This window comes from Parageobacillus caldoxylosilyticus NBRC 107762 (assembly GCF_000632715.1).
Lineage (GTDB): Bacteria > Bacillota > Bacilli > Bacillales > Anoxybacillaceae > Saccharococcus > Saccharococcus caldoxylosilyticus.
Genome location: NZ_BAWO01000004.1, coordinates 82,718 through 108,973 on the forward strand (window position 1 = coordinate 82,718; position 26,256 = coordinate 108,973).

Annotated in this window: 23 protein-coding genes, 1 pseudogene and 1 riboswitch; of the genes and pseudogenes, 11 read left to right on the top strand and 13 right to left on the bottom strand. The window is 45.4% G+C overall.

The annotated features are described in order from the left end of the window. Positions 1-10 precede the first annotated feature (10 nt). Complete coding sequence (locus GCA01S_RS02105; protein ID WP_017436957.1) at positions 11-511, bottom strand: PTS sugar transporter subunit IIA; 501 nt, start codon at positions 509-511, stop codon at positions 11-13. Positions 512-887: 376 nt separating this feature from the next. After that, positions 888-1,080 (bottom strand): annotated as a pseudogene (locus GCA01S_RS21435) (isocitrate/isopropylmalate family dehydrogenase); the annotation flags it as partial. 177 nt (positions 1,081-1,257) lie between these two features. On the opposite strand from GCA01S_RS21435, the gene GCA01S_RS02115 reads away from it, so the two are divergent. From GCA01S_RS02115 to GCA01S_RS02130, 4 genes are all read left to right on the top strand, one after another. Beyond that, complete coding sequence (locus GCA01S_RS02115) at positions 1,258-2,496, top strand: PucR family transcriptional regulator (protein ID WP_042406913.1); 1,239 nt, start codon at positions 1,258-1,260, stop codon at positions 2,494-2,496. 114 nt (positions 2,497-2,610) lie between these two features. After that, positions 2,611-3,744: an alanine dehydrogenase gene (gene ald, locus GCA01S_RS02120; protein ID WP_042406915.1), complete on the top strand. Its 1,134-nt coding sequence runs from the start codon at positions 2,611-2,613 to the stop codon at positions 3,742-3,744. Between the two features lie 138 nt (positions 3,745-3,882). After that, a complete protein-coding gene (gene pdxK / locus GCA01S_RS02125; RefSeq protein WP_017436960.1) occupies positions 3,883-4,698 on the top strand; it encodes a pyridoxine/pyridoxal/pyridoxamine kinase in 816 nt (271 codons plus the stop codon). 94 nt (positions 4,699-4,792) lie between these two features. Continuing rightward, the gene (locus GCA01S_RS02130) at positions 4,793-5,650 is read left to right on the top strand and encodes a carbon-nitrogen hydrolase family protein (RefSeq protein WP_071997928.1); all 858 of its coding nucleotides are present in this window, start codon (positions 4,793-4,795) and stop codon (positions 5,648-5,650) included. 119 nt (positions 5,651-5,769) lie between these two features. On the opposite strand, the gene putP is transcribed toward GCA01S_RS02130, so the two are convergent. Continuing rightward, positions 5,770-7,224, bottom strand: coding sequence for a sodium/proline symporter PutP (putP, locus tag GCA01S_RS02135; protein WP_042406924.1), 1,455 nt, complete (start codon positions 7,222-7,224; stop codon positions 5,770-5,772). Between the two features lie 394 nt (positions 7,225-7,618). Between putP and GCA01S_RS02140 the strand changes: the two genes are divergently transcribed. The 3 genes from GCA01S_RS02140 to GCA01S_RS02150 all read left to right on the top strand — a co-directional run bounded on the left by GCA01S_RS02140 (position 7,619) and on the right by GCA01S_RS02150 (position 9,878). After that, positions 7,619-8,431, top strand: coding sequence for a basic amino acid ABC transporter substrate-binding protein (locus GCA01S_RS02140; protein ID WP_042406927.1), 813 nt, complete (start codon positions 7,619-7,621; stop codon positions 8,429-8,431). 71 nt (positions 8,432-8,502) lie between these two features. Continuing rightward, positions 8,503-9,159 carry an amino acid ABC transporter permease gene (locus tag GCA01S_RS02145; protein WP_017436964.1) on the top strand — a complete coding sequence of 219 codons (657 nt, stop codon included), beginning with the start codon at positions 8,503-8,505 and terminating at the stop codon, positions 9,157-9,159. After that, positions 9,156-9,878 (top strand): amino acid ABC transporter ATP-binding protein, encoded by a 723-nt coding sequence (locus GCA01S_RS02150; protein WP_042406930.1) that lies wholly within the window; start codon positions 9,156-9,158, stop codon positions 9,876-9,878. The genes GCA01S_RS02145 and GCA01S_RS02150 overlap by 4 nt, the downstream gene beginning before the upstream one ends. A gap of 157 nt (positions 9,879-10,035) precedes the next feature. Here the strand turns inward: GCA01S_RS02150 and GCA01S_RS02155 are convergent, their stop codons facing one another. From GCA01S_RS02155 to GCA01S_RS02185, 7 genes are all read right to left on the bottom strand, one after another. After that, positions 10,036-10,983: an ATP-grasp domain-containing protein gene (locus GCA01S_RS02155; protein ID WP_042406932.1), complete on the bottom strand. Its 948-nt coding sequence runs from the start codon at positions 10,981-10,983 to the stop codon at positions 10,036-10,038. Position 10,984: 1 nt separating this feature from the next. After that, positions 10,985-12,046, bottom strand: a complete 1,062-nt coding sequence (locus tag GCA01S_RS02160) for an LLM class flavin-dependent oxidoreductase (protein WP_042406935.1) — start codon at positions 12,044-12,046, stop codon at positions 10,985-10,987. Between the two features lie 62 nt (positions 12,047-12,108). Then, a riboswitch (SAM riboswitch) is annotated at positions 12,109-12,212 on the bottom strand. Positions 12,213-12,342: 130 nt separating this feature from the next. Continuing rightward, positions 12,343-12,642 (bottom strand): cytochrome aa3 quinol oxidase subunit IV, encoded by a 300-nt coding sequence (gene qoxD / locus GCA01S_RS02165; protein ID WP_042406937.1) that lies wholly within the window; start codon positions 12,640-12,642, stop codon positions 12,343-12,345. 1 nt (position 12,643) lies between these two features. Beyond that, positions 12,644-13,258 carry a cytochrome aa3 quinol oxidase subunit III gene (gene qoxC / locus GCA01S_RS02170; protein WP_017436969.1) on the bottom strand — a complete coding sequence of 205 codons (615 nt, stop codon included), beginning with the start codon at positions 13,256-13,258 and terminating at the stop codon, positions 12,644-12,646. A 3-nt stretch (positions 13,259-13,261) separates the two neighbouring features. Continuing rightward, positions 13,262-15,208, bottom strand: a complete 1,947-nt coding sequence (gene qoxB / locus GCA01S_RS02175; RefSeq protein ID WP_017436970.1) for a cytochrome aa3 quinol oxidase subunit I — start codon at positions 15,206-15,208, stop codon at positions 13,262-13,264. A gap of 23 nt (positions 15,209-15,231) precedes the next feature. Continuing rightward, a complete protein-coding gene (gene qoxA / locus GCA01S_RS02180) occupies positions 15,232-16,140 on the bottom strand; it encodes a cytochrome aa3 quinol oxidase subunit II (RefSeq protein ID WP_042406939.1) in 909 nt (302 codons plus the stop codon). Positions 16,141-16,401: 261 nt separating this feature from the next. After that, complete coding sequence (locus tag GCA01S_RS02185; RefSeq protein WP_042406941.1) at positions 16,402-17,115, bottom strand: TrmH family RNA methyltransferase; 714 nt, start codon at positions 17,113-17,115, stop codon at positions 16,402-16,404. A 315-nt stretch (positions 17,116-17,430) separates the two neighbouring features. On the opposite strand from GCA01S_RS02185, the gene GCA01S_RS02190 reads away from it, so the two are divergent. The 4 genes from GCA01S_RS02190 to GCA01S_RS21440 all read left to right on the top strand — a co-directional run bounded on the left by GCA01S_RS02190 (position 17,431) and on the right by GCA01S_RS21440 (position 23,226). Beyond that, complete coding sequence (locus GCA01S_RS02190) at positions 17,431-18,825, top strand: amino acid permease (RefSeq protein WP_081160698.1); 1,395 nt, start codon at positions 17,431-17,433, stop codon at positions 18,823-18,825. Positions 18,826-19,075: 250 nt separating this feature from the next. Continuing rightward, on the top strand, positions 19,076-21,325 hold the full coding sequence (gene pflB / locus GCA01S_RS02195) for a formate C-acetyltransferase (protein ID WP_042406942.1): 2,250 nt from the start codon (positions 19,076-19,078) through the stop codon (positions 21,323-21,325). 58 nt (positions 21,326-21,383) lie between these two features. Beyond that, the gene (gene pflA / locus GCA01S_RS02200) at positions 21,384-22,130 is read left to right on the top strand and encodes a pyruvate formate-lyase-activating protein (RefSeq protein WP_017436975.1); all 747 of its coding nucleotides are present in this window, start codon (positions 21,384-21,386) and stop codon (positions 22,128-22,130) included. Between the two features lie 280 nt (positions 22,131-22,410). Next, complete coding sequence (locus tag GCA01S_RS21440) at positions 22,411-23,226, top strand: transposase (RefSeq protein ID WP_375781785.1); 816 nt, start codon at positions 22,411-22,413, stop codon at positions 23,224-23,226. Positions 23,227-23,808: 582 nt separating this feature from the next. On the opposite strand, the gene GCA01S_RS02210 is transcribed toward GCA01S_RS21440, so the two are convergent. From GCA01S_RS02210 to liaF, 3 genes are read right to left on the bottom strand one after another with little or no spacing between them, the layout of a single operon-like run. Continuing rightward, the gene (locus GCA01S_RS02210) at positions 23,809-24,441 is read right to left on the bottom strand and encodes a response regulator transcription factor (RefSeq protein WP_042406945.1); all 633 of its coding nucleotides are present in this window, start codon (positions 24,439-24,441) and stop codon (positions 23,809-23,811) included. After that, entirely contained in the window at positions 24,438-25,475 is a 1,038-nt protein-coding gene (locus tag GCA01S_RS02215; RefSeq protein WP_042406947.1) for a sensor histidine kinase, read from the bottom strand. Before GCA01S_RS02215 ends, GCA01S_RS02210 begins: the two co-directional genes overlap by 4 nt. Continuing rightward, on the bottom strand, positions 25,472-26,200 hold the full coding sequence (gene liaF / locus GCA01S_RS02220; RefSeq protein WP_042406951.1) for a cell wall-active antibiotics response protein LiaF: 729 nt from the start codon (positions 26,198-26,200) through the stop codon (positions 25,472-25,474). The genes GCA01S_RS02215 and liaF overlap by 4 nt, the downstream gene beginning before the upstream one ends. Positions 26,201-26,256: the final 56 nt, after the last annotated feature.

A 26,256-nucleotide genomic window follows, 5' to 3' on the forward strand; every position in this document is an offset into this window, starting at 1 on the left:
CAGCATGGTATTATGCTTTCGTCTCTATACGGAAAAGAACCGTTTCCCCTTTTACCGCCGTTGTTTCCGATGTTTTTTCTAAACTTGCCACTACATCACCGTTCGTCACAATGATCGGGGTGATCGTGCTTTTCGCTTTTTGTTGGACAAGCCCGAAATCGACCGTTAATAAGCGCTGGCCTTTTTTCACACGGTCCCCCGCCTTGACGTGCGCCGTAAAACCTTCACCGTTCATGGAAACCGTTTCTAACCCGACATGAATCAACAGCTCAACGCCCGCTTCGGAACGCAATCCGACAGCATGCTTTGTCGGGAATACTTGCACGACTTCGCCGTCCACCGGCGCCACGACTTCCCCGCCTGTCGGCTCAATCGCGATGCCGTCGCCCATCATTTTTTGCGCAAAAACCGGATCCGGAACCTCTTCCAGCGGTTTTATTGTTCCTGTCAATGGAGCAACAACGTCTTCATGTGTCCGTTTTTCTTTTTTGCCAAACCATTTTTTAAACATCGTGTTCATCCCTTTCTTATTCTTGCTCTTCTACTCTTTAATATAACCGCACAAAAAAGACGGGAAACCCTACGGCAGTGCCCGTCTTAGATCTTGCCTGCATGCGCAGTTACCATCCCTGCATACCGGCTTTTTCATATTCAGAGTAGCTAGAAGCGGCGCATTTGTCAAAGAAAAATGCCTATCCTTTCAAAACCATGCGCTATGCTAGTTGTTTTAAGCGGCGGCAAATTTCCTCCGTTACTTCCCGCGTTGTCGCCTTGCCGCCGATATCAGGCGTTTTCACGCCGTCCGCGGCCACGTCTTCGATCGTCTTTAACAGTACATTGCCCATTTCCTCTTCTCCGAAATGATCGAGCATCATTTTCGCCGTCCAAATCTGCAGCCCGTCATCCGGCATCATTTTTCCGTGCTCCATGTAATACTCACAATTCCATGGAAATTCGGTAAAGGTGAAGCGCAGCCCCCCCGTGTACATCGGCGATCGTCCGCAATACGTCTAAAGCGGCGGGCACGACTTCCTTGCCGATTCCATCTCCGGGAATGACCGCAATCTCTAACTGTTTCACTTCTATTCGCCACCTATGAAAACATTTCTCCAAAGGCTGGATGCAATCATACATCATTTCTTCATTTGGTTATTCGATATATCGTGCTGCAATTCCTATGCATAAAGCAACATGTATCATCGAAAAAATCGTTTCATGGTAGAATAGAAATACACTATTTCGCATGGAGGAAACGATATGTCTCATTACGATGACCCTTTTCGCGGCAATTTTGACAGCCTAGAAGAGTTTGCCGACCATATTAGCGAACTTTTGCAATGCCCGATTACGATTGAAGATGCGAACCATCGGCTGATCGCCTACAGCGCCCACGACGACTATACCGATCCGGCGCGGACGGCGACAATTATCAGCCGGCGCGTGCCGGAAAAGGTAATTAATAGTTTATGGAAACAAGGAGCGATTCCGGCGCTGCTAAGGAGCCGCGAGCCTGTCCGTGTCGCTGCCATTTCCGAAGTCGGCCTTGGCAGCCGCGTTGCCGTCTCGATTTGGAAAAACGATGAAGTGATCGGCTTTATTTGGGCGCTCGAAACCGACCGCACGTTATCGAAAGAGGATATGGAACTGCTAAAAAAAGCAGCCAAAGCCGCGAAAAACAAAGTATTGCAGCTGTATATGCGCAAAAATAAAAAAGAAGAGCGGGTGCAAGAATTGTTTTGGAAGCTGCTGACCGGGCACATGACGACAGAGGAGGAAATTAAAGAAAGCTTTGCGACGATGCAAATCCCGGCTGCTCCGTTATTTTCCGTCATCGTTTTCCGCTTTGCCACCGAAATAACACGGGAAATTGAAAAGCAAATTTCGTACTTGCTGCAAACGACCCAGCAAATCCAGCTTCTTCTCTATACAACCGACCGCAATGATGTCATCTTGTTAGCCGCTCCGAAATCAATGAATCAGCCGTTAAAAGAATTGCACATGTTTATCGAATCATTCGCACTCAAAATGAAAGAGCGTTTTCATATCAACAGTGTCCAAAGCGGCTTCGGCAGCATCTATGAAACATACACGTCCATTGAAAAAAGCTATCAAGAAGCGTTGACCGTGTTGAAAATGAAAGAAAAATTTCCGGAACAAATTTGCTCTATTTATGGATATCAACAACTTGGCATTTATCAATTTTTTGATTTATTGTTGAAAAAAAAGCGGCAAGGGGAGTTCATCAATCCATCCTTAACCAAATTGCAGGCTTATGATCAAAAGCATCATAGCGATTTAGTGAAAACGTTTGAAGTCTTTTTCGACCACGACAGCAATGTCAATGAAACAGCAAAAGCCCTGAACATTCACCCGAACACTCTGTCCTACCGGCTGAAACGCATCGCCGAGATCGCTGAAATGGACTTACATGATATGAATCAAAAAGTAAAATTGTATATTGATATTAAATTGGCCAAATATGAAGCGCTCCATTAACTTTGTGGAAATCCACAAAAGGATGGCGCTTCTTTCTTTTTTCCTAACAAAGCCAAAATGGAAGCAACCATTTATACTATAATTAAGGTCAATTTATAGAGGAGGATTTTGCTGATGATTATTGGGGTACCAAAGGAAATAAAAAATAACGAAAATCGTGTCGCTATTACACCAGCAGGTGTCATGTCATTTGTTCAGGCAGGACATACCGTGCTGATTGAAAAAGATGCAGGAATTGGAAGCGGTTTCACCAATGAGGATTACGCAAGCGCCGGAGCGCAAATTATCGAACAAGCGCAAGACGTATGGACAAAAGCGGATATGGTGATGAAAGTAAAAGAGCCGCTGCCAAGCGAATATGGCTATTTCCGTCCGGGGTTGATCTTATTCACCTACTTGCACCTTGCCGCTGAACCGGAATTGACGCGCGCCCTTAAAGAAAAAGGCGTCATTGCCATCGCCTATGAAACGGTGCAAGTCGGGCGCACGCTTCCGCTGCTTACACCGATGAGCGAAGTCGCAGGGCGGATGGCAGCGCAAATCGGCGCGCAATTTTTAGAAAAGCCTTACGGCGGAAAAGGAATTCTCCTGGGCGGCGTGCCGGGAGTAGGCCGCGGCAAAGTGACGATCATCGGCGGCGGTGTCGTCGGAACGAACGCAGCCAAAGTCGCTGTCGGGCTTGGCGCGGATGTCACAATTATTGATTTAAACGCCGATCGTCTCCGCGAACTAGACGACATTTTCGGCCACCAAATTACGACGCTAATGTCCAATCCAATGAACATCGCCCAAGCAGTCGCAGAGGCCGACCTTGTCATCGGCGCTGTGTTAATCCCTGGCGCGAAAGCACCAAAACTCGTCACGGAAGACATGGTAAAAGCAATGAAGCCAGGCTCTGTCATCGTCGATGTCGCGATTGACCAAGGCGGGATCGTGGAAACGAGCGACCACGTCACCACGCACGACAACCCGACATATGTGAAGCACGGCGTCGTTCACTACGCTGTCGCCAACATGCCGGGAGCGGTTCCAAGAACATCGACGCTTGCCCTAACGAACGTAACGCTTCCGTATGCGCTGCAAATCGCCAATAAAGGCGTTCACCAAGCGATCGCCGACAACCACGCACTCAAACTTGGCGTCAACGTCGCTAATGGCGAAATTACGTATGAAGCAGTCGCCCGCGACCTTGGCTATAACTATGTCCCAGTAGAAGAAGCGTTAGGAAAACAACTAGCTGCAAACTAATCGATCATACCGGTGCTGCCCGCTTTCCGCAGTGCCGGTTTCTTTATATACCCAATCACTTCTCTATCTTATCGAAATGATTTGTGCTATGATTAAATAATACATAATCACTGATACCACACAAAGGAGGAATACGTCATGGCAATGCCTAAAGCACTGACAATCGCCGGCTCTGACAGCAGCGGCGGCGCCGGTCTGCAGGCAGATTTAAAAACGTTTCAAGAGCTTGGCGTATACGGAATGACCGCGATTACAACAATCGTCGCAATGGATCCGCATAACCATTGGTTTCATCAAGTGTTTCCGATCGATCTCGCAACCATTGAAGCACAGCTTGAAACGATCATCGTCGGCGTTGGGGTTGACGCGATGAAAACGGGGATGCTGCCGACGACCGATATTATTGAACTCGCGGCAAAAACGATTGAAAAACATCAATTAACGAATGTCGTCATTGACCCTGTGATGGTGTGCAAAGGAGCAGACGAGCCGCTCCATCCGGAAAACACGGTTTGCTACCGCGAAGTGCTCGTTCCAAAAGCGACGGTCGTCACGCCAAACTTGTTTGAAGCAGCTCAGTTAAGCGGACTTCGCCGCATCGAAACGGTGGAAGATATGAAAGAAGCGGCAGGCCGAATTCATGAGCTTGGCGCTAAATACGTCATCGTCAAAGGCGGACGCAAAATTCCGCATGAAAAGGCGGTTGATGTCCTATACGATGGAAAAACGTTCGAACTATTGGAATCTGACCGCATCGAAACAACGTATACACACGGAGCAGGCTGCACGTTCTCGGCGGCCATCACGGCCGAGCTCGCCAAAGGCAAACCGGTAAGGGAAGCGATTGCCACGGCGAAAATATTTATTACCGAAGCCATCCGCCACTCCTTCCCGCTCAACCAATACGTCGGTCCAACGAACCATGCCGCATATCGCCGCTATCATCAACAATAAGGCAGGAGGAAACCTCTCCTGCCTCCCTTTTGCTTTATACAAAAAAACAAACGTGATAATATAAAGACAAAAAATTACAAAAGAAGGATGTGTGATACGATTGCGGGTATCTGCTGTACAATATCATTTGCATACGATCAGTTCGTTCCAGCAATTTGCCGATCAAGTGACCCATTACGTGAAAACGGCGCAAGAATTTGAAGCGGAGTTTGTTTTGTTCCCGGAATTTATGACGACACAGCTTTTGTCCATTCCATCCAATACAGGCAAAACGCCAACGATCGATGACTTGCCAAATTATACAGAACCGTATTACGAACTATTTACTTCACTGGCGAAAGAAACCGGCATGTACCTAATCGGCGGCACACATGTCATTCGCAAAGACAAAAAATTGTACAATGTCGCGCATTTATTTACCCCCGACGGGCAAATCCACCAGCAAGCCAAGCTGCACATTACCCCGACGGAAGTAAAGGAATGGGGCATTGCTCCGGGAGAAAGCGTCAATGTGTTCGAAACGGAAAAAGGAACAATCGCGCTGTTGACGTGCTATGATATTGAGTTTCCGGAAATCGTCCGCATCGTGCGCGCCAAAGGGGCGGACGTCATCTTTTGTCCGTCGTGCACCGATGACCGCCATGGGTTCCATCGCGTCCGGTATTGCTGCCACGCGCGCGCCGTCGAAAACCAAGTGTATGTCGTCACGACAGGCACGGTCGGCTCGCTGCCAACCGTCGATTTTATGCGCGCCAACTTCGGCCAAGCTGCGGTCATTACGCCAAACGACATTCCGTTCCCGCCGCGCGGCATTTTAGTCGAAGGGGAAATCAACGACGACATGATTGTCACCGCCGACCTCGACTTGTCGCTGTTGTATAAAGTGCGGGAAAAAGGTTCGGTGACGACATGGCGCGACCGCCGCACCGACTTGTACCCAGACTGGAAATAAGGGAAAGGGACAAACCGATCAATACGTACAAATTACAAGCATTCACAAAAACGGAAGTGGAATTGCCGCCGATTTAAACGGAAAAACCCGGACACGATAACGCGTCCGGTTTTTTTTTCCTATAACGATGCTTTGAAACGGTCAAACTGTTCAACAATTTTTTCTTGCGGTTCCTTCGTTAACAAGCTGACGATAACAATCGCCGCCAAGCTCGCTGCGAAGCCTGGAATCATTTCATAAAGCAAGCTTTTTAAATATGCTGATTGCGTCCAGAGAATAACGGTCATAGCGCCTGCGACCATGCCGGCAAACGCCCCCCATTTCGTCATGCGCCGCCAGAATAGGCTTAACAAAATAACAGGACCAAACGAAGCGCCAAAGCCTGCCCACGCATAGCCGACCAAGTTTAAAATCGTATCGTTTTTCGTGTATGCGAGCGCAGAAGCTACCAATGCGACAAGCAATACAGACAGGCGGCCGACCAATACTAGCTCCTTATCGGAAGCAGAACGGCGGAATAATATTTTATATAAATCCTCCGTCAGCGAACTGGACGTCACCAGAAGCTGCGAAGAAATCGTGCTCATAATGGCTGCTAAAATCGCCGCCAGCAAGAATCCCGTGATCAGCGGATGGAATAAAATTTCCCCGAGCCTGATAAAGACAGTTTCCGGATCGCTAAGCTTCGAGCCGTGCTCGAAAAAGTAAGCGATTCCAAAAAATCCTGTCAACATCGCTCCGACAACGGAGAAAATCATCCACCCCATTCCGATGCGGCGGGCGCTTTTCATTTCCTTGACCGACGAAATCGCCATAAAGCGGACGATAATGTGCGGCTGTCCAAAATAGCCGAGGCCCCAAGCAAACAGCGAAATAATGCCGAGGAAGCTTGTTCCTTTCCATAAATCGAGCAAATTAGGGTCAACGTTTTTAATCGTAGTAAGCGTATCAGCGGCACCGCCCGTATGGAAAAGCGTTACAACCGGGACAAGAATAAGAGCAATAAACATAATCGTTCCTTGGACGAAGTCCGTCCAGCTGACCGCTAAAAATCCGCCAAACAGCGTATACGCCACAACAACGCCGGCAACGATCCACAATCCCGCATGATACGTCATGCCAAACGAGTTTTGAAATAAAACAGCTCCAGATACAAGACCGGAAGATACATAAAAAGTAAAGAAAATCATAATCACAAGGCCGGAAATCAAACGAAGCAGCTTGGATGTATCACCGAAGCGGTTTTCCAAAAACTCCGGAATCGTGATGGAATCATTCGCCACTTCCGTATACACACGCAAACGCGGCGCCACATACAGCCAGTTGGCGTACGCTCCAAGCGTAAGCCCGATCACAATCCAGGCTGCGCTTAGCCCTTGCGCATACATCGCTCCCGGCAGCCCCATCAACAACCAGCCGCTCATATCGGAAGCTCCTGCGCTCAGCGCCGTAACAGCCGGGCCTAACGTTCTTCCCCCCAGCATATAATCGGAAAGGTTAGATGTCCGTTTATACGCCCAATACCCAATCAGCAACATTCCAATCATATAAATTGCAACAGAAATGATAGCCAAAGTAGCCTCTCCTTCCTTTGTTGTCCTTCACTATCATCATAACGGAAGAATATTATTTTTACAATAATAATCATAATTTTCCAATTGTTTAAAACATAAATATAACTATAGATTTTTCAAAAAACAAAACGAATATTCATTTAATTTATAATATAAAAATAAACCAAGCCGTTTCTACTACATTATTTTATAAAAATGAATATTCATTTATTTAAAGAATATTATAAATTGAAATTCAACTAAATAAAATAGGTAAATAAAGGTGTTTATCTACATAATATAAAACACCAAAATATTCAAATAATTATTTTTATAAATAGTATTGCATAAACGTAAAAATATTGATAGTATGAAAGCGTCTATCATCAATTGCACAAAGGGGGACTTTTTTATCATGGTCAAAAAAGGGGCAATTATCGCTGTAGTGATTGCATTGCTTACAGCGTTGGCTGCATGTGGAAAATCAACGGAAACGAGTTCTTCTTCCTCAGGAGAAGCAAAGAAAAAAGTGATCGTCGGGACAGACGCTGCGTTTGCACCGTTTGAGTATATGGATAAAGGAAAAATCGTCGGTTTTGACGTCGATTTGCTAGATGCGGTAATGAAAGAAGCAGGCATTGAATATGAACTGAAAAATATCGGCTGGGATCCGCTCTTTGCCGCATTGCAAAGCAAAGAAATCGACATGGCAATCTCCGGCATCACGATCAATGATAAGCGGAAACAAACATACGATTTCTCCATTCCTTACTTTGAAGCCACCCAGATGATTATGGTGAAAGAAAATAGCCCAATCAAAAACGCGCTTGACTTAAAAGGAAAAACGATCGGCGTCCAAAACGCGACAACCGGGCAGGAAGCAGTAGAGAAATTGCTAGGCAAAGGCAATAAAAACATTAAAAAATTTGAAACGACGGTTGTCGCAATTATGGAATTATTAAATGGCGGCGTCGATGCAGTCGTGACTGATAACGCAGTGGCAAACGAATATGTAAAAAACAATCCAAACAAAAAAATTAAAGTCATTCCAGATTCGAAACACTTTGAGTCGGAGTTTTACGGCATGATGTTTCCGAAAGGAAGCGACTTGAAAGCGAAAGTGGATGAAGCGTTGAAAAAAGTGATGAAAAGCGGCAAATATGCTGAAATTTATAAAAAATGGTTCGGAACAGAGCCAAATCTCGATAAGTTATTAAAACAACAATAACCGCGCAAACATCGGAAAATGCGTAACTACTTTATTTTAGTTACGCATTTTTTATAGAAAGGTGAGGGCTAATGGATTTTCGTTTTGATATTATTCAGGAATACGCCCCGTTTTTCCTAAGAGGGGTGTTATTAACTATTGGGGTTTCGATCGCCGCCATCATTGCTGGCTTGATTCTCGGTCTTATGATCGGCCTTGGCAAAATGTCGACGAAACGGCTCATCCGTCTCCCGTTTGAATGGTATATTAACTTTTTCCGGGGAACTCCTTTATTAGTACAAATGCTGCTTGTACACTTTGGGGTTATGCCGCTGTTTTTTGCCCAGCCAAGCGCGACCGTCTCGCTGATCGTATCGCTGTCCTTAAACTCGGCAGCGTATGTCGCAGAAATTTTCCGCGCCGGCATTCAATCGATTGACAAAGGACAAATGGAAGCGGCCCGCTCGCTCGGAATGACGCATGCACAGGCGATGCGCTACATTATTTTGCCGCAAGCGTTAAAACGGATGATTCCGCCGTTTGGAAATGAGTTTATCGTTTTAATTAAAGACTCGTCCCTCGGTCTTGTCATTGCCGCCCCAGAACTTATGTATTGGGGAAAAGCAGCTGCAGGAGAGTACTACCGCGTTTGGGAGCCATATTTAACCGTGGCGTTTATTTATTTGCTTTTAACCCTTTCCCTCAGTAAACTACTACATTATTTGGAAAGGAAGTATTCAAATCAATGATTAAAGTAAGCAATTTAAAAAAATCATTTGGCAACCTAGAAGTATTGAAAGGAATTAATGCCCATATCCGCGAACGGGAAGTCGTCGTTGTCATCGGCCCGTCCGGTTCCGGAAAATCGACCTTTTTGCGCTGCTTAAACCTTTTAGAAGACTTCGATGAAGGAGAAATTATCATTGACGGAATCAACATAAAAGAAAAGCAGACAAACATTAACAAAGTGCGCGAAGAAGTCGGGATGGTGTTCCAGCGCTTTAACTTATTCCCGCATATGACCGTGCTGGATAACATCACGCTCGCTCCAATAAAAGTGCGGAAATGGCCGCGCGAAAAAGCAGAAGCAAAAGCAATGGAGCTGCTCCAAAAAGTCGGGCTGCAAGAAAAGGCAAACGCCTACCCGGACTCTTTATCGGGCGGACAGGCGCAGCGCGTCGCAATCGCCCGGGCGCTGGCGATGGAACCGAAAGTGATGCTGTTTGACGAGCCGACGTCCGCCTTAGACCCGGAAATGGTCGGGGAAGTGCTGGCGGTCATGAAACAGCTCGCAAACGAAGGCATGACCATGGTCGTTGTCACGCACGAAATGGGCTTTGCCCGCGAAGTCGGCGACCGCGTCCTGTTCATGGACGGCGGCTACATCGTCGAAGAAGGCACGCCGAGCGAAATTTTTGACCATCCGAAACATGAACGGACAAAATCATTTTTATCGAAAGTGCTGTAGCCTCGCATTTGCCTTATTGCCTTGCCGCAGCAAGCGAAGCGGCAAGCTTTTTATGGACCACAACAGCAAAAAGCGCTGGTATGCTGCTTCCATCCGCAAACACATAGCCCTGGTTTTTGTGCCTACAAAAGGCTGGAAACCAGGGCTATATTTATCTTTATACCGAAGCGGCTTGAAGCCGCTTTAATTCCTCGCCTAAAAACTTGGCCACTTCTAACATGCCAAACTTGCCGGCACGCGCTTCCGCCTCCGAGTTGTAGTTTGTATTGGTGTTGACATCGTACGTAAAAATCGTGCCATTGGAATCACGGATAAACTCGATGCCGGCAATATGAATATCATTGGCGCGCAAAAACTGCTCGTATTTCTCGAGTATCGGATCGGAAAAACCGTCGATAATTTCAAATTTTGGACGCGTTGCCGTTTCGCCGACCGGACAGAATAAATCGCCGATTTGGCAAGCATCCGCAGGACAAAGCTCAAACCCTTCCGATGTGTCTACGCGCACGGCGTACATAAATTTGCCGCCGACAAATTCACAACGGGTGATGAACGGCTCCGGCGCTTGAATATATTCTTGCACCAGTGTAATGCCGTCGACTGAATCTTCAAAAGCAGGGCTTTCGAGATATTGCCAAAGCGTTTCAATGGAATGGAACAATTGCACGCCAAGCCCTTTGCCAGCGCGGTTATGTTTCGTAATAAACGACGGCGCGCCAAGCTGTTTTGCTGCTTCCACGATTTGTTCCTTGCCGACGGCGGCAATCGTTTTCGGCGTGCGGATTCCATGCGCATTTAATGCCATATATTGATTTACTTTGCTTACTTCTAAACGGAGCGCCCGGCTTCCGTTGAGCACCCGGCGCCCATGGCGCTCGAGCCAGGCAAGCACCGCTTCCGTGAGTTCCGGGGCAAAACGATGCGCCCGCGTATGAGAGGAGGCGCTCATTCGGCTGTAAAACACTCCTTCCGGAGGCGTCGCCGATAAATCGACCGTCCCTTTGTCTAAAAACCATTCTTCATAAGGCAGACCAAGTTCGTCCAACCGCCGCGTTAGATGCACAGTCCATTCGCTATTTTCATGAATAATGTAAATTTTGCTCATCTTACTTTTCCCCTTTCGTCGCAAGCCGATTCCGGCGTTCCTCGACAAGCGGCATCACCTGTTTGGCGAATCTCTCCATTTCCTCTAGCTGAGGTGAAAATTGCAATAGCAATAAATCTACCCCTGCATTTTCATATGCTAAAATGCGGTCAGCGATTTGTTCCGGTGTACCAATTAGATTTGGACGCAATCCTCTGTTGGATACAGAATAGTCTTGCAATTTCAATTGCAGTTCGAGCTGGGATTTGTTGACGAAATCATGATATCCTGCATAGCCGCTAGATAATTTGACGTCGGTAATGCGCTTTAATTCCGCCTGCGCCTCCTCCTCGCTGTCGCGGCAAATGACAAACGCTGCCATGCCAAACGAGCGAAACGGCTCTTTTCCTGCCTGTTCGCGGCGCTGCTTCATGTCGGCAACTTTGCGGGCGATTTCTTCTACTGTTCCGCCATGCATCACATATGCATCGCAATGCTTAACAATCGCTTGTTTTCCCCGTTCGCTCTCGCCGCCGGCGTATAAAATCGGATGCGGCTTTTGCACCGGTTTCGGCGCTAAATGGGCTCCATTTACTTCATAAAATTTTCCCCGGAAATGAAATACATCGTTCGTCCACATTCCTTTTAACACTTGAACGAATTCTTCCGTGCGATCATAGCGCTCATCATGTTCGGTAAAAATGCCGCCATATTGACGCGCTTCTTCCTCCCACCATGCCGATACAACGTTCAGTGTAAAGCGGCCGTTGCTAATGTGGTCAATATTGGCCGCCATTTTCGCCGTAACGGCTGGATAATGAAAACCGGGACGGACTGCCGTCATAATTTCCAATTTTTCTGTCACCGCCGCCAGTGCCGCCGCCGTCGACCATGCTTCCAGCGAATCCTTCTCCGGCCCTTTTATATCATTTAAATACAGCTCCGCGACTAATGTTGTGCTATATCCCCATTGCTCCCCTTTTTGCGCTACCGTTTTCGCATATTCAAACGTCGCCGGCATGTTTTCATCCTCAACGTTGCGCAGCCATCCTCCGAAAATCGGCAGCCAAAACCCATATCTCATCTTGTTCCTCTCCTCCCCTATAATAAAAAAAGCTTCTTCGATAAGAAGAAGTGTTGCGCTTCATCTTATCTTCCAGAACCAACCTGCTCCAACCAGCGCCTTTCTGACCGATATCAACGGTTGTTGGGCTTCATTGGGCCATTCCCTCTGCCGCTCTTGATAAGATTTGCTATTTATTTATTTTTCCTATTTTCTTATATGTTTTATCGGATTTATTTTATCCTACCATAATGTCATTTACAGCGTCAATATAAAAAAACCCCGGCTCTTTCACAGGGAAAGAGCCAGGGGTTTTATTACAGCACAAATGACATCGTCCAAACCGAACCGGCAACAACCACTATCGCAATAAAAAAGGCATACGCCATATTGATCGTTTGAATTTTGCCGCTGTCGCTTTCCGTCATATGCATAAACATAAATAGCTGCAAGCTTGCTTGAATGATCGCAAAAATGACGATGACGCCAATAATCGCTTTCGCCGTTAATCCCGAAGATAGCGCGACCCAAAGCGCAGCGAACGTCAGCACAAGCGAAAGAACAAAACCGACGACATGTTTCCAAGGAAATGATTCATGGTGATTGTTTGCACCCATCCTAGATCACCATCCCGGTCAAATAAACTAATGTAAAGATAAAAATCCATACGACGTCAAGGAAGTGCCAATACAAGCTGACGATAAACACTTTTCTTGCCGTCCGCGGCGTAAATCCGCGCTGGAGCAGCTGAATGATAATTAAAATCATCCAGCCAATTCCAAGGCTGACGTGCGCCCCGTGCGTTCCGACAAGCACGAAAAAGCTAGAGAGAAACGCACTTGTTTGCATCGTCGCTCCTTCATGGACGTAATGAATAAATTCGCGAATTTCAAAGGTAATAAACCCTGCACCTAAAAGGAGCGTCACCAACAGCCATGTTAATAAACCGCTAAGGCGATTGCGGCGCATTTCAAAAATAGCCAGTCCGCATGTAAAACTGCTGGTTAATAGAAGCAACGTTTCGATTAAAACATCTTTTACCTCAAATAAGTCTTTCGCAGTCGGGCCGCTTCCCGTACGTTGGAATAAAACAAGATAGGTGGCGAACAAGGTCGCAAACAACGCGACCTCGGCGCCAAGGAAAATCCAAAATCCTAAAATATTTAAACGGCTTTCTTCCGTCCGATACTCGAGCGGCATCGTTTCATCATATCGGTGAGCTGCTTCTGCCATCCGTTACGCCCCCTTCCGTGCCAAACGCTCCGTGCGTTTAATTTCGTCCACGCTAATGTAATAGCCGTCATCATCGTCAAACGAACGGAGAATTAAACCGAGAATAATGAAGATCGCAGCGATAATCGCCAACGTAAACCATTTAAAGACAAGACCAAAGCCCGCGAAGAAAAACGCAATCGAAATCAAGAACGGGCGGCCTGAGTTGCTTGGCATATGAATCGGCTTTAATTGTTCTTCTTTTACTTCCAACCCGTTGCCGTTTTTCTTCATAACCCAATAAGCGTCCAAATCCGTTACTTCCGGAGTGATTGGGAAGTTATAGTGCGCTGGCGGTGAAGCAGTCGCCCACTCGAGCGTGCGACCGTCCCACGGATCTCCGGTCATGTCGCGCTCGCCGTAACGCGCGCTGTAATAAATGTTATAGCAAAGCACGATAAAGCCAATGCCCATCAGCGCCGCGCCAATCGTCGCCACAACGTTCAACGGCGTCCAGCCAAGTCCGGCCGAGTACGTGTACATGCGTCGCGTCATTCCCATTAATCCTAAGAAATACATCGGGAAGAAGCAAACATTAAATCCAATCATAAAGAGCCAGAACGTCCATTTTCCTAAACGTTCGTTTAATAGATGACCGAACATTTTCGGATACCAATAATGAAGCCCAGCAAAACAAGCAAACACCGTACCAGCAATTAATACATAATGGAAATGGGCAATTAAGAAATAACTATTATGGTATTGATAGTCCGCCGCTGCCATGGCGAGCATAACGCCAGTAACCCCGCCAATGACGAAGTTCGGGATAAACGCCAGCGCCCAAAGCATTGCTGTCGTAAAACGAATTTTTCCTTTGCGCAGCGTAAACAGCCAGTTAAATACTTTCACTCCAGTCGGAATCGCAATCGCCATCGTTGTAATCGAGAAAAACGAGTTCACCGCTGGACCGGCACCCATCGTAAAGAAGTGGTGCACCCAAACGATAAAGCTTAAAAAGGCGATACCAACGATCGAACCGACCATTGCTTTATAACCAAATAGACGTTTGCGGGCAAATGTGCTGACAATTTCCGAAAAAATCCCGAAAGACGGCAAAATGACAATATATACTTCCGGATGGCCCCAAATCCAGAACAAGTTTGCCCAAAGCATGGACATACCGCCGTTGGCCATCGTGAAAAATTGCGTGTCAAACAAACGGTCAAACGTCATTAACGCTAATGCGACCGTTAACACTGGAAACGCGAAAATAATGATGACACATGTAATTAAAACCGTCCATGTAAACATCGGCATGCGCATAAGCGTCATACCCGGCGCCCGCATTTTTAAAATCGTCACCAAAAAGTTAATTCCGGTCATCAACGTCCCAATTCCGGAAATTTGCAAGGCGACTGCATAATAGTTGTTGCCAACCCCTGGGCTAAATTCATTGCTAGCAAGTGGAAAATATGCCGTCCAGCCGGCATCCGGGGAGCCGCCGATGACAAACGAAATATTAAACAGCATCGCCCCGAAGAAAAAGAGCCAGAAGCTTAACGCATTTAAGTACGGATACGCGACATCACGCGCCCCGATTTGCAGCGGGACGACAACGTTCATTAATCCAATAATAAACGGCATCGCCATAAATAAAATCATAATCGTACCGTGCGTGGTAAAAATTTCGTTGTAATGTTGCGCATCGAGAAATTTCATATTTGGTGCCGTTAGCTGTGCTCGCATTAATAGCGCGTCTACGCCGCCGCGGAACAACATTAATACAGCACAAATAATATACATGATCCCAATTTTTTTATGGTCTACCGTCGTTAACCACTCATCCCAAAGCCATTTCCATTTTTTAAAATACGTCAACACAAAAACAATACCAATAATGGTTAACACAATCGCGACATCCGCTGCATAAATAAGCGGTTCACCAGTGACAAAAAACTCGCTCCACTTCAATTACGGTTCCTCCTTTCCCGCCATTAATGTTCGTGGTGATCATTTTCCATGTTCCCATGGTGATCGCTATGTTCTCCATTGTTCATATGGTGGCTGTTTTGTTTCGCATGGTCTACCCATTCAAGATGCGTATTCGAAAACGTCATCCGCCCGACTAACCCAGGTTTTAAAATTTCCGCATATTTGTCTTTCGTTAGCTTTGGCGCCGTTTGTTGAACTTCTTTTACCCATTTCTCAAAATCTTCTTTTTTCTGGGCAACCACTTCAAACTCCATATGCGTAAACTGTTTTCCTGAGAAGTTCGCGCTCCGTCCCATATAGGAACCTGGCTGGTCTGCTTGCAAAATTAATTGTGTTTCCATCCCGTCCATCGCATATTTTTGGCCGCCTAACTCCGGCACCCAAAACGAGTTCATCGGACCGACGGATGTCAGTTTAAACTTTACGGGAACGTCTTCAGGAATATTGACGTAATTCACCGTTTCAATATGTTGGTCCGGATAGCTGAAAATCCATTTCCAGTTTGCTGCGGTGACATGGATCGTTAACGGCTCGACATCATGGCGCTGCGGTTTTTCCAGCGCAAACGTCGCTTTCACCGTTGGAATTGCCAACACAGTGACAATAATAATCGGAATCGCCGTCCATACGATTTCCAAGAGCGTGTTTCCTTCTTCATCCGGTGGCTCATAATCGGCATTTTCCGGCTTTTCCCGATATCGAATGAGCACAACGGCAAACAATACAAATACGACGGCAATAATCAATAACATGAAGCCAATCGACCACATAATTAAGTCGTATTGTACTTTTGCGACAGGTCCTTTCGGATTTAATACCGCTATGTTTTCACTGCATCCGCTTAACAAAAGCAACAAGGACAAGGGAAGCCACGCAAACCATTTTCGCCCCCGTTGTTTTTCCTGCTTCATTCCGCTCGCTTCCTCCTTTTATGGCACATAGTCCAACTATCATCCTCATAATAAATGAATATCGATAACCTATATTTCTACCATATCAAAAGTGAAAATAGTTGAAACTAGCAAGAAGGGAATTTCATAAATTCGAAACATATTTGTCACAAACCATTCAATAATTGTTCAATAAATATTCACCATTATGACTAAAAAATGAAATTCAACCAATCAAATCCCTTTCAAGAAAAATAAACCTTCCCCATTAACCAGGGAAGGTTAAAAAGAACGGCCTAACCGCACCTTAAGCTGTTTGCGCAGACGCGGATTTAACGTTTGCCACATCCATGTTTCATATAGTTCTTTTTTCTCGGCAAATGATAAATAATAGCGCTCACCTGCCTGCTGACGCGCTCTTTTGGTGACATCGTACAGTGAAAGCGCCGCCGCCACCGATATATTAAAACTTTGGACAAATCCATACATCGGAATCATAAACGTCGCATCGGCGGCACGAAGCGCCTCCTGCGACACACCGCTATGTTCGTTGCCAAATAAAAGAGCTGTCGGCCGTGACACATCGATGTCAGAAAGAGGAATCGTCCCTTCTCCAAGATAGCTGGCATACACTTGATACCCTTTTTTCTGCAAATCGCGAATCGCCGTTATAATATCCGGTTTTTGATAAAGCGTCAGCCATTTATCAGCATGCCGCGTCACAAGCGGGCTTGGCTGAAACGGGGCTCTCCCGGTGACGACATACACATCCTGCACGCCAAACGCTTCCGCTGTCCGCAACACCGCCGCCTGGTTGTGCGGATCATCGACCGCTTCGGTCAATACCGTCACGTAGCGTGTCCGCTTTTGAAGTACTTCATACATTCGTTGAAGACGCTCTGGTAAAATCATTTCCCAGATAAGGCGATTTTCTTCCGTCAGCAGCCCTTCTTCTTGCAGCTGTTCAATGAACGCTTTTGCATCTTGTTCGTTCATTGCTATCACCTTCATTCCGCATAATAATTAAAGCGAATTTCATTTTACAAAATTTCAAGTACGCGGGCAAATTGCGCCCGCAAATTGCCAAAATGAATTCCCCCATGGTGAAGCATACTAAATACAACAAGATCAATAATTATATTCCAATTTTGTTAATTTTATTAATATTATTACAATAATAAAAACAACGACTATTTACCATATAAATACATTTACAAATACTTATAAATTATGTACTATATTTCATGTAAGCGTTTTACAAAATGTTTTTGATATAATCACCGTTGTCCTGACGGATGGGAGGAAACAAGGATGCAAATCACAAAAAATGAGCAAAAACTGCATCGCGGACTAGAGGAGCGGCATATTTCGCTGATGTCCCTTGGGGCTGCAATCGGAGTCGGGCTATTTCTCGGCTCTGCAAATGCCATCAAACTAGCGGGACCGGCGATTTTACTTGCATATGCGGTAAGCGGCGCGGTTATGTTCTTTATTATGCGCGCGCTCGGAGAGATGGCCGTGGAAAACCCGGTGGCCGGTTCATTCAGCCGCTATGCGCACAACTATTTAGGACCGCTTGCTGGTTACTTAACCGGATGGAACTATTGGTTTTTATGGGTCGTTACTTGTATCGCGGAAATTACGGCTGTCGGCATTTATATGCAGTTTTGGTTTCCGGACACGCCAAGATGGATATGGGCGCTGGCCGCTTTAGTCTTGATGACATTGATCAATTTCCTCGCTGTCAAAGCGTACGGGGAATTAGAATTTTGGTTTGCCCTTATTAAAATTGTTACGATTGTATTTATGATTGTCGTCGGTTTTGGCATGATTTTGTTTGGCATCGGCAATGGCGGAGTCGCCACCGGCATCAGCAACCTTTGGAAACATGGCGGATTTTTTCCGAACGGCATTACCGGCGTATTAATGTCCTTGCAAATGGTAATGTTCGCTTATTTAGGAATTGAAATGCTCGGCGTCACAGCCGGCGAAGTGAAAAACCCGGAAAAATCGCTCACCCGGGCCATTAACACCGTATTTTGGCGCATTTTAATTTTCTATGTTGGTGCATTGTTTGTCATTATGTCGATCTATCCATGGAATGAAATCGGACAAAAAGGAAGCCCATTTGTGCTGACGTTTGAAAAAATCGGCATTCACACTGCTGCAGGGATCATCAACTTTGTCGTGTTAACCGCGGCCTTGTCTTCCTGCAACAGCGGCATCTTTAGCACCAGCCGAATGCTCTTTAACCTTGCTGAACAAAAGGAAGCGCCGCCTTCTTTCGCCAAATTGACAAAACGCGGCATTCCTGGAATCGCACTGATCGTCACAGCCATCGCAATGCTGTTTGGCGTTTATTTAAACTATGTTTCCGAAAAAGTATTTCAATGGGTAACGAGCGTTGCCACATTCGGCGCGATTTGGACATGGGCGATTATTTTGCTGGCGCAATTGCAGTTCCGCAAACAATTAAGTCCAGAAAAACAACAACAATTAAAATATAAAATGCCGCTTTACCCTTACAGCTCTTATGTTGCTCTCGCCTTCCTCATCGGAGTTACCGCTTTAATGGGCTACTTCAAGGATACGCGAATCGCGCTCTACATTGGACCAGCCTGGCTTATCTTGCTCGTTGCCGTCTATTATGCAAAAGGCATGCATAAGCGTCATGTCCGCGCTTCTGAGGAAAAACAAGTCAGCTAAACAACCGTCTCCATCCCTATAAAAGGGATGGAGATTTTTATTTTTCACCTCCTTCTTCATGTTTATTGCTTCTTTTTCTCGATCTGTTACATCGTTATATCATCATTCATTTCATATTGCTCAATATTTCACAAACTATTCAATAATAGATGGTTATAGTCATCAAAAAATGTAGTATTGTATAGACAAAAGCTGTTATATCATTTTTATCAGCCTGTTATATTTACAGGTGATTGGGAGGGGATCTGTTATGAAACAAACCACTGTTGTATTAGACCCTTGGCGAAATTTTAAAGGGTCAAAATGGAAAAAGTCCATTGATGTCCGTGACTTTATTTTAAACAACGTAACCGTTTACTATGGGGATGAATCATTTCTAGAAGGACCTACAGAAGCAACGAAAAAACTATGGGAACAAGTGATGGAATTGTCGAAACAAGAACGAGAAAAAGGCGGCGTTCTCGATATGGACACATCTGTTGTTTCGACCATCACTTCCCATGGACCAGGTTATTTAAACAAAGACTTAGAAAAAATCGTTGGTTTTCAAACAGATAAACCGTTTAAGCGCGCATTAATGCCGTTCGGCGGCATCCGTATGGCACAGCAATCATGCGAAGCATACGGCTATAAAGTAAGCGACGAAATAAAAAAAATTTTTACGGAATACCGCAAAACACATAACCAAGGTGTATTTGATGTTTACACCGAAGAAATGAAATTAGCGCGCAAAGCAGGGATCATTACTGGTCTTCCAGACGCGTACGGACGCGGCCGCATTATTGGCGACTATCGTCGTGTAGCATTATACGGCGTCGATCGTCTGATTGAAGAAAAACAAAAGGATTTGAAAAATACCGGCGCAAGAACGATGACAGAAGACATTATCCGTCTTCGCGAGGAAATTGCTGAACAAATTCGCGCGTTAAACGAATTGAAACAAATGGCATTAAACTACGGTTACGACATTTCCAAACCAGCGCGAAACGCACACGAAGCATTCCAATGGCTCTATTTCGCTTATCTTGCCGCTATTAAAGAACAAAACGGCGCAGCGATGAGCTTAGGACGTGTTTCTACCTTCTTAGATATTTATATCGAACGCGACCTACAAGAAGGTACACTAACAGAAAAAGAAGCACAAGAACTTGTCGACCATTTCGTGATGAAATTGCGCCTCGTCAAATTCGCAAGAACGCCGGAATATAACGAACTATTTAGCGGCGACCCAACATGGGTAACAGAATCGATCGGCGGAATGGCTATCGATGGCCGCCCATTAGTAACGAAAAACTCGTTCCGCTTCCTTCATACGTTAGATAACTTAGGACCTGCGCCAGAACCAAACTTAACGGTACTTTGGTCGAAACAATTACCGGAAGCGTTCAAAGAATATTGCGCGAAAATGTCGATAAAAACAAGCTCGATTCAATATGAAAACGACGACTTAATGCGCGTTGAATTTGGCGATGACTACGGAATTGCCTGCTGTGTATCGGCGATGCGAATCGGTAAACAAATGCAATTTTTCGGAGCGCGCGCCAACCTTGCGAAAGCATTGTTATATGCAATTAACGGCGGCGTCGATGAAAAATTAAAAATTCAAGTTGGCCCTGAATTTGCGCCAATTACCTCCGAATATTTAGATTACGATGAAGTCATGCGTAAATTTGATCAAGTGCTTGAATGGCTTGCCGAACTTTATATTAATACACTTAATGTCATCCATTACATGCACGACAAATATTGTTACGAACGAATGGAAATGGCGCTTCATGATACCCACGTTTTACGTACAATGGCAACTGGTATTGCCGGGCTATCGGTTGTCGTCGATTCGTTAAGTGCGATCAAATACGCAAAAGTCAAACCGATTTGCGATGAAAACGGCATTGCCGTTGATTTTGAAATTGAAGGCGACTTCCCGAAATACGGAAATAACGATGATCGCGTCGACCAAATTGCAGTTGATTTAGTCGAACGTTTTATGACGAAATTGAAAAAACATAAAACGTATCGCGATTCGAAACATACGCTATCGATTTTAACGATTACATCGAACGTCGTATACGGGAAAAAGACAGGCAATACACCAGATGGCCGCCGCGCTGGCGAACCATTTGCCCCGGGAGCGAACCCACTACACGGCCGCGACACAAAAGGAGCGCTCGCTTCGTTAAGCTCTGTCGCGAAATTGCCATATGAACATGCATTAGATGGCATCTCTAATACGTTCTCGATCGTACCGAAAGCGTTAGGAAAAGAAGAACAAACCCGTGTTCGTAACCTTGTCGCCATTTTAGATGGTTACATGGAAAAAGGCGGGCACCATCTCAACATTAACGTGTTGAATCGTGAAACGTTATTAGATGCGATGGAACATCCAGAAAAATATCCGCAATTAACGATTCGCGTCTCTGGATATGCCGTCAACTTCATTAAATTAACTCGCGAACAACAAATTGACGTCATTAACCGCACGTTCCACGAAACGATGTAACTATCTCCCCCTCCTTCTTGGGAGGGGGTATATTTCTCTTAGGAAGGAGAACATACGTATGAAAGGATTTATTCACTCCATCGAATCATGCGGCACCGTCGACGGTCCAGGCCTTCGTTATGTCATCTTTACACAAGGATGCGTGCTGCGCTGTCAATATTGCCATAACGCTGATACATGGGAAATTGGAAAAGGAAAAGAAATGACCGTAGAAGAAATTATCGATGATGTGAAAACGTACTTGCCGTTTATCAACGCCTCCGGCGGCGGAATTACCGTCAGCGGCGGGGAACCTTTGTTACAAATCGACTTTTTAACCGAGCTATTTAAAGCATGCAAACAACTCGGCATTCATACAGCGATCGATTCATCAGGGGGATGCTACACGACGGAAGCGTCATTCCAGCAAAAATTAAATGAATTGCTTTCCTATACGGATTTAATTTTACTTGACTTAAAACATATCGATGAAAAAAAACATCGGAAACTGACGGGAAAAACAAATAAACATATTTTACAATTTGCTCGGTTTTTGTCCGAAAAGAACGTTCCTGTTTGGATTCGGCATGTTCTCGTTCCCACCATTACAGAAGACCCTAATGACTTGCGCCGTCTCGCTGCTTTTATCCGTACGTTAAACAACGTCAAAAAAATTGAAATTCTGCCGTATCATAAATTAGGAGTATACAAATGGAAGGCGCTTGGATTGAAGTACCCTTTGGAAGGGATTGAACCTCCTTCGGAAGAAAGCGTGCAAATGGCACAGCGAATCCTAAATGGAATGGAAAATGGAGTGCCTCTTTAAGGGGTTTTTTCTGTTTTTATATGTTTAGAAGATCCTTCTCATTTCCTTCATTGCAGTGAAACTGAAACATATACATGAAAAAGGATGGCCCGCCACGCTTACCAGCGAGTATATGGACGATCCTCTTTTATGGGGGAGGTTGTTTTAACATGTCCACCGAGAAGTCTCCCACCTCTAAACAGAGTGTAGGTGGGAGATGAATCGGTTGTTTTTTCTCCCAAAATCAGAACATATGTGCTATACTATTCTTATCCATGATTTGTTGAAAGGAGGATCCACCATGCTTCGTGGGCAAAAAGTGGCCTTCCGTGCATCGAAGGCGGACCTTGAGCGGCTTCGGGCTTGCAACCGGGAGTCGGCTCGTGTCTGGAATGAGTGCCTCCGATTGGCCAAAGAGCATTTCCTTCAACACGGCCGCTGGATCTCGAAAAGCGAGCTGCAAAAACAAACGAAAGGGCGATTCCATCTTCACAGCCAGTCCATTCAAGCCGTCTGCCACCAATACCTCTTCGCCCGGCAATCCGCTCAAGCCGCTATCCAGAAAGGACATCGCCACGTTCGTTATCCGTACAAGCCAAAGACATTTTTCAACACCAAATGGGCGAAAGACGGATTCACCATTCATGAAAACGGGAAAATCACGCTGTCCATGGGCATCCATGGCGGAAAACGCGAAAAACCAATTATTGTCTACGTCTCACAGCTGCCGCAGGGAACGATCAAAGAAATCGAATGTTGTTATGATCATGGCTGGTATCTCGCCATCACCTATGACAACGGCCAGGAAGCGAAAGCGTACCAGCCGGGGCATGCGGTTGGCGTCGACCTTGGCGAAATCCATACAATCGGGGCGTTTTGCGAAAATGGCCAATCCTTGATCATCACGGGGCGAAAGGTGCGCTCGCTTCACCGGCTGCGGAATAAAAAACTGGCGGAGATCCAGCGGCGTCAATCGAAATGTCAAAAAGGATCCCGGCAATGGAAAAAGTATGAGCGGGCGAAACAATACGTGTTATCAAAATCCGAAAGACAGTTGCGCGATGCTACGCCACGTTTTGTTTCTTCCACTGCCAGCTTTGCTAATGCCATATGCTGATTGAGCCCAGCTAACGCCATTTCTTTGACGATATGATTGATCGTTTCTTGATCATAATCTCGAAATTGTTCTAATGCTTTCTGTGCATTAGCGACAAGCTTATCAATCATTTTTACCGCTTCGATTTTTTTATCGATCACTCTTTCCCCAACAGCCATACATGGTCTCCTTTCCTTGTGAAATATTTCACAATAAAAACTAAAAAATATAAGATGGAAATATTTCCAGGAAATATTCCCATCTATTACAACCCCATTATAACTAGGCAACGGAATTTTTAGTTTGTCTAATTTGTGAAACATTGAGCAATTTGTTCATAAAATGTTCAAAAATTCACTGTTCGTCAAAAACTGTTTCGTATCTTTCCTTCCTTATCTATCTTCCATCCTGCCAGTAGTTGTATTTTTCGATAATGAGCTTAGGCGTTATTTTCTTCTAAAACTTGAGGCATCATTCCACATTACACGTCTTAAGTTTGATGCAAAATCAGTATATAAAAAGAAGGCTGCCTTAGGGCAACCTGCGCAGACTATGACAAATTGGGTTTCGATGAATGCCTGAAGCCTAATTTATATATGGAAGCTATTTGACTAACGAATGTTTAAATGCATAAATGACCGCTTGTGTGCGATCTTGTACTCCTAATTTGCTTAATATGTTGCTGACGTGGACTTTCACCGTTTTCACCGCAATAAACAACTCATCAGCGATTTCTTGATTCGTTTTTCCTTGCGCCATTAACAAAAGCACTTCCATCTCCCGGTTTGTCAATTCTTCGTGAGGGAGGAGTTCTTTCTTTTGTTTCATTTTTGTCATTACTTTATTCGTCACTTCCGGTTCCAACACCGATTGACCGTAAAACGTCGCACGGATCGCGTTGGCAATTTCGTTCGCTTTCGACGTCTTTAGCATATAGCTCGTTGCTCCAGCTTCCAAAGCCGGATACACTTTCTCATCATCTAAAAAGCTTGTGACAACGATAATTTTCGCTTCCGGCCATTGGGCAATAATGTGCTTTGTGGCTTCAATTCCGTCCATCTCCGGCATCACTAAATCCATTAAAATAATATCCGGACGCAGCTCTAGTGCCAGATCTATCGCCTGTTTTCCGTTATCGGCTTCTCCCACCACTTCCATATCCGGCTGCGACGCCAAAAACGCAGAAACCCCGATTCTCACCATTTCATGATCATCGGCCAATAAGACACGGATCACGATGTTCCCTCCTCTATGATTGGCACTTTCACCTCTAACCGCGTTCCCTGATTCGGCACACTGACGATTTGCAGCGTTCCGCCGATCTCCAGCGCACGCTCATGCATATTTTGCAAACCGTACGACCCTGCTTTCACTTGGTCGACGTTGAAGCCGACGCCATCATCTGATACACGCAAAATGACAAGTTGGTCTCGTTTCACTAACAATACTTCCAATTTTGTCGCCTTGGCATGACGAAGCGTATTGGAAATCGACTCTTGTAAAATGCGAAATAAATGGTCTTCTACCCCTTTATCAAGCGGAATGTCTTCCACTTTCCACTCGATATGCATCGGCACTTTTTGCTTTAGCTCCATCAACAACTCTTGAATCCCTTCTTTTAGCGATTTGCCTTTCAGTGCTACCGGGCGAAGGTGAAGCAATAACGCCCGCATTTCCAATTGCGATTGGTGAATCATTTCTTCAATTAAACGAAACTGTTTTTCTTCGCGCTCATCAGAAAACGTTTTTGTTTCATTGATGGCGGAAATAAGCATCGAGGCGGAAAACAGCTGCTGGCTGACGGAATCATGAAGCTCGCGCGCAAGCCGATGCCGTTCCTGGGAAATGATATCTTGAATCCGCTTTTCTTGCTCTTCCGCCTTTTCATTGGCGAGCCGCTGCGACAATTTCACTTGTTCCGTCATCTGCTTTTGAATTTTTTGAACGCGCGCTACCACCGCCGCCGCTTCTTTCAGCTTTGAAGGCTCCAGAGGGGAAACAGGCTGGCCATGTTCAAGCTGGCGCAGTGAATCCATCACCGTCCGCCACTGTTTTTGCGAAAAAAATCCGAACATAATCCCAAACGCTATTCCAGCGGCAACACTAACCCCCGCCATAAATAAAAGGAACGGAACACCCATGATTTCTTTTTCCCATAATAAAGACCAGTTCGGTAATGGATACTTGAGAAATATTAGCACCGCCGCAATGATGGAAACGAACAGCGAAAAGGCAATTCCCGTGACAATGTAACGCTGCACCGTATTCATACATGCTTCACCTCGATTGTTCCAATGATCATCGAGGTGAGTATTTTGACCTTTTGCTCCGCTTCCTCATATCCTTTTGTTTGAAAACAAACGGTTTCGTTCCACAAATTCGCTTCCTTTCGCTCAAAAACAATAGCGGAACCATAGATCACCGAATGGTGCAGACGCACTTCCACCTCATACGGCACAAGGATTTGTACGTTCCCGATCAAATGACGGATGACAATGACCGCTTCTCCTCGCGGAAGCACCGTATAGCTTAAATCAATCACCACATCGGAAATCCCGCCTTGAATGTTAATATCTTCCCATTCATAAACACGTTCAGGTGTTTTTTGGCTGCTAAAGAAGCTGTTTTTCCAGCGCGGTTTTCGTTCAAGGAGGGAGGATGTGTCATGCTTTCGCTCGACCATGATTGGCTGTATCTGCACAGGAGCTTTTTTCGATTGCATGTACTGCCAAATGATATACACCAAAATAAAAAACAAGGAAATGCGAAATGTCACCATGCTAGCTAACGAAATGACGAAACTAATGAGTCCAAACCAAAACAGAATAACGCCTGATAGCTTCGGCATCCGCTTTCGCCCTATATACATACAGCCAATCGTAAAGAGCAGAAAGAAAACATCCCCATGTTGAAACAATAGCAGTTCTGCCAAAAAGAGAATGATGGCGATCATGACAAGCCTAGCGGCAAGATCTGTTTTTTGCTGACGAAACATCTCTCTTCCCCCCTCCTTTATGACGATTGCCGCATCTCCATTATATAGCTAGTGAA

What these genes read in the sequence shown, in the direction of transcription:
- GCA01S_RS02105 (WP_017436957.1), bottom strand. Translation starts at nt 511, where the DNA reads ATGTTTAAAAAATGGTTTGGCAAAAAAGAAAAACGGACACATGAAGAC.
- GCA01S_RS02115 (WP_042406913.1), top strand. Translation starts at nt 1,258, where the DNA reads ATGTCTCATTACGATGACCCTTTTCGCGGCAATTTTGACAGCCTAGAA.
- ald (WP_042406915.1), top strand. Translation starts at nt 2,611, where the DNA reads ATGATTATTGGGGTACCAAAGGAAATAAAAAATAACGAAAATCGTGTC.
- pdxK (WP_017436960.1), top strand. Translation starts at nt 3,883, where the DNA reads ATGGCAATGCCTAAAGCACTGACAATCGCCGGCTCTGACAGCAGCGGC.
- GCA01S_RS02140 (WP_042406927.1), top strand. Translation starts at nt 7,619, where the DNA reads ATGGTCAAAAAAGGGGCAATTATCGCTGTAGTGATTGCATTGCTTACA.
- GCA01S_RS02145 (WP_017436964.1), top strand. Translation starts at nt 8,503, where the DNA reads ATGGATTTTCGTTTTGATATTATTCAGGAATACGCCCCGTTTTTCCTA.
- GCA01S_RS02150 (WP_042406930.1), top strand. Translation starts at nt 9,156, where the DNA reads ATGATTAAAGTAAGCAATTTAAAAAAATCATTTGGCAACCTAGAAGTA.
- GCA01S_RS02155 (WP_042406932.1), bottom strand. Translation starts at nt 10,983, where the DNA reads ATGAGCAAAATTTACATTATTCATGAAAATAGCGAATGGACTGTGCAT.
- GCA01S_RS02160 (WP_042406935.1), bottom strand. Translation starts at nt 12,046, where the DNA reads ATGAGATATGGGTTTTGGCTGCCGATTTTCGGAGGATGGCTGCGCAAC.
- qoxD (WP_042406937.1), bottom strand. Translation starts at nt 12,642, where the DNA reads ATGGGTGCAAACAATCACCATGAATCATTTCCTTGGAAACATGTCGTC.
- qoxC (WP_017436969.1), bottom strand. Translation starts at nt 13,258, where the DNA reads ATGGCAGAAGCAGCTCACCGATATGATGAAACGATGCCGCTCGAGTAT.
- qoxA (WP_042406939.1), bottom strand. Translation starts at nt 16,140, where the DNA reads ATGAAGCAGGAAAAACAACGGGGGCGAAAATGGTTTGCGTGGCTTCCC.
- GCA01S_RS02185 (WP_042406941.1), bottom strand. Translation starts at nt 17,115, where the DNA reads ATGAACGAACAAGATGCAAAAGCGTTCATTGAACAGCTGCAAGAAGAA.
- GCA01S_RS02190 (WP_081160698.1), top strand. Translation starts at nt 17,431, where the DNA reads ATGCAAATCACAAAAAATGAGCAAAAACTGCATCGCGGACTAGAGGAG.
- pflB (WP_042406942.1), top strand. Translation starts at nt 19,076, where the DNA reads ATGAAACAAACCACTGTTGTATTAGACCCTTGGCGAAATTTTAAAGGG.
- pflA (WP_017436975.1), top strand. Translation starts at nt 21,384, where the DNA reads ATGAAAGGATTTATTCACTCCATCGAATCATGCGGCACCGTCGACGGT.
- GCA01S_RS21440 (WP_375781785.1), top strand. Translation starts at nt 22,411, where the DNA reads ATGCTTCGTGGGCAAAAAGTGGCCTTCCGTGCATCGAAGGCGGACCTT.
- GCA01S_RS02215 (WP_042406947.1), bottom strand. Translation starts at nt 25,475, where the DNA reads ATGAATACGGTGCAGCGTTACATTGTCACGGGAATTGCCTTTTCGCTG.
- liaF (WP_042406951.1), bottom strand. Translation starts at nt 26,200, where the DNA reads ATGTTTCGTCAGCAAAAAACAGATCTTGCCGCTAGGCTTGTCATGATC.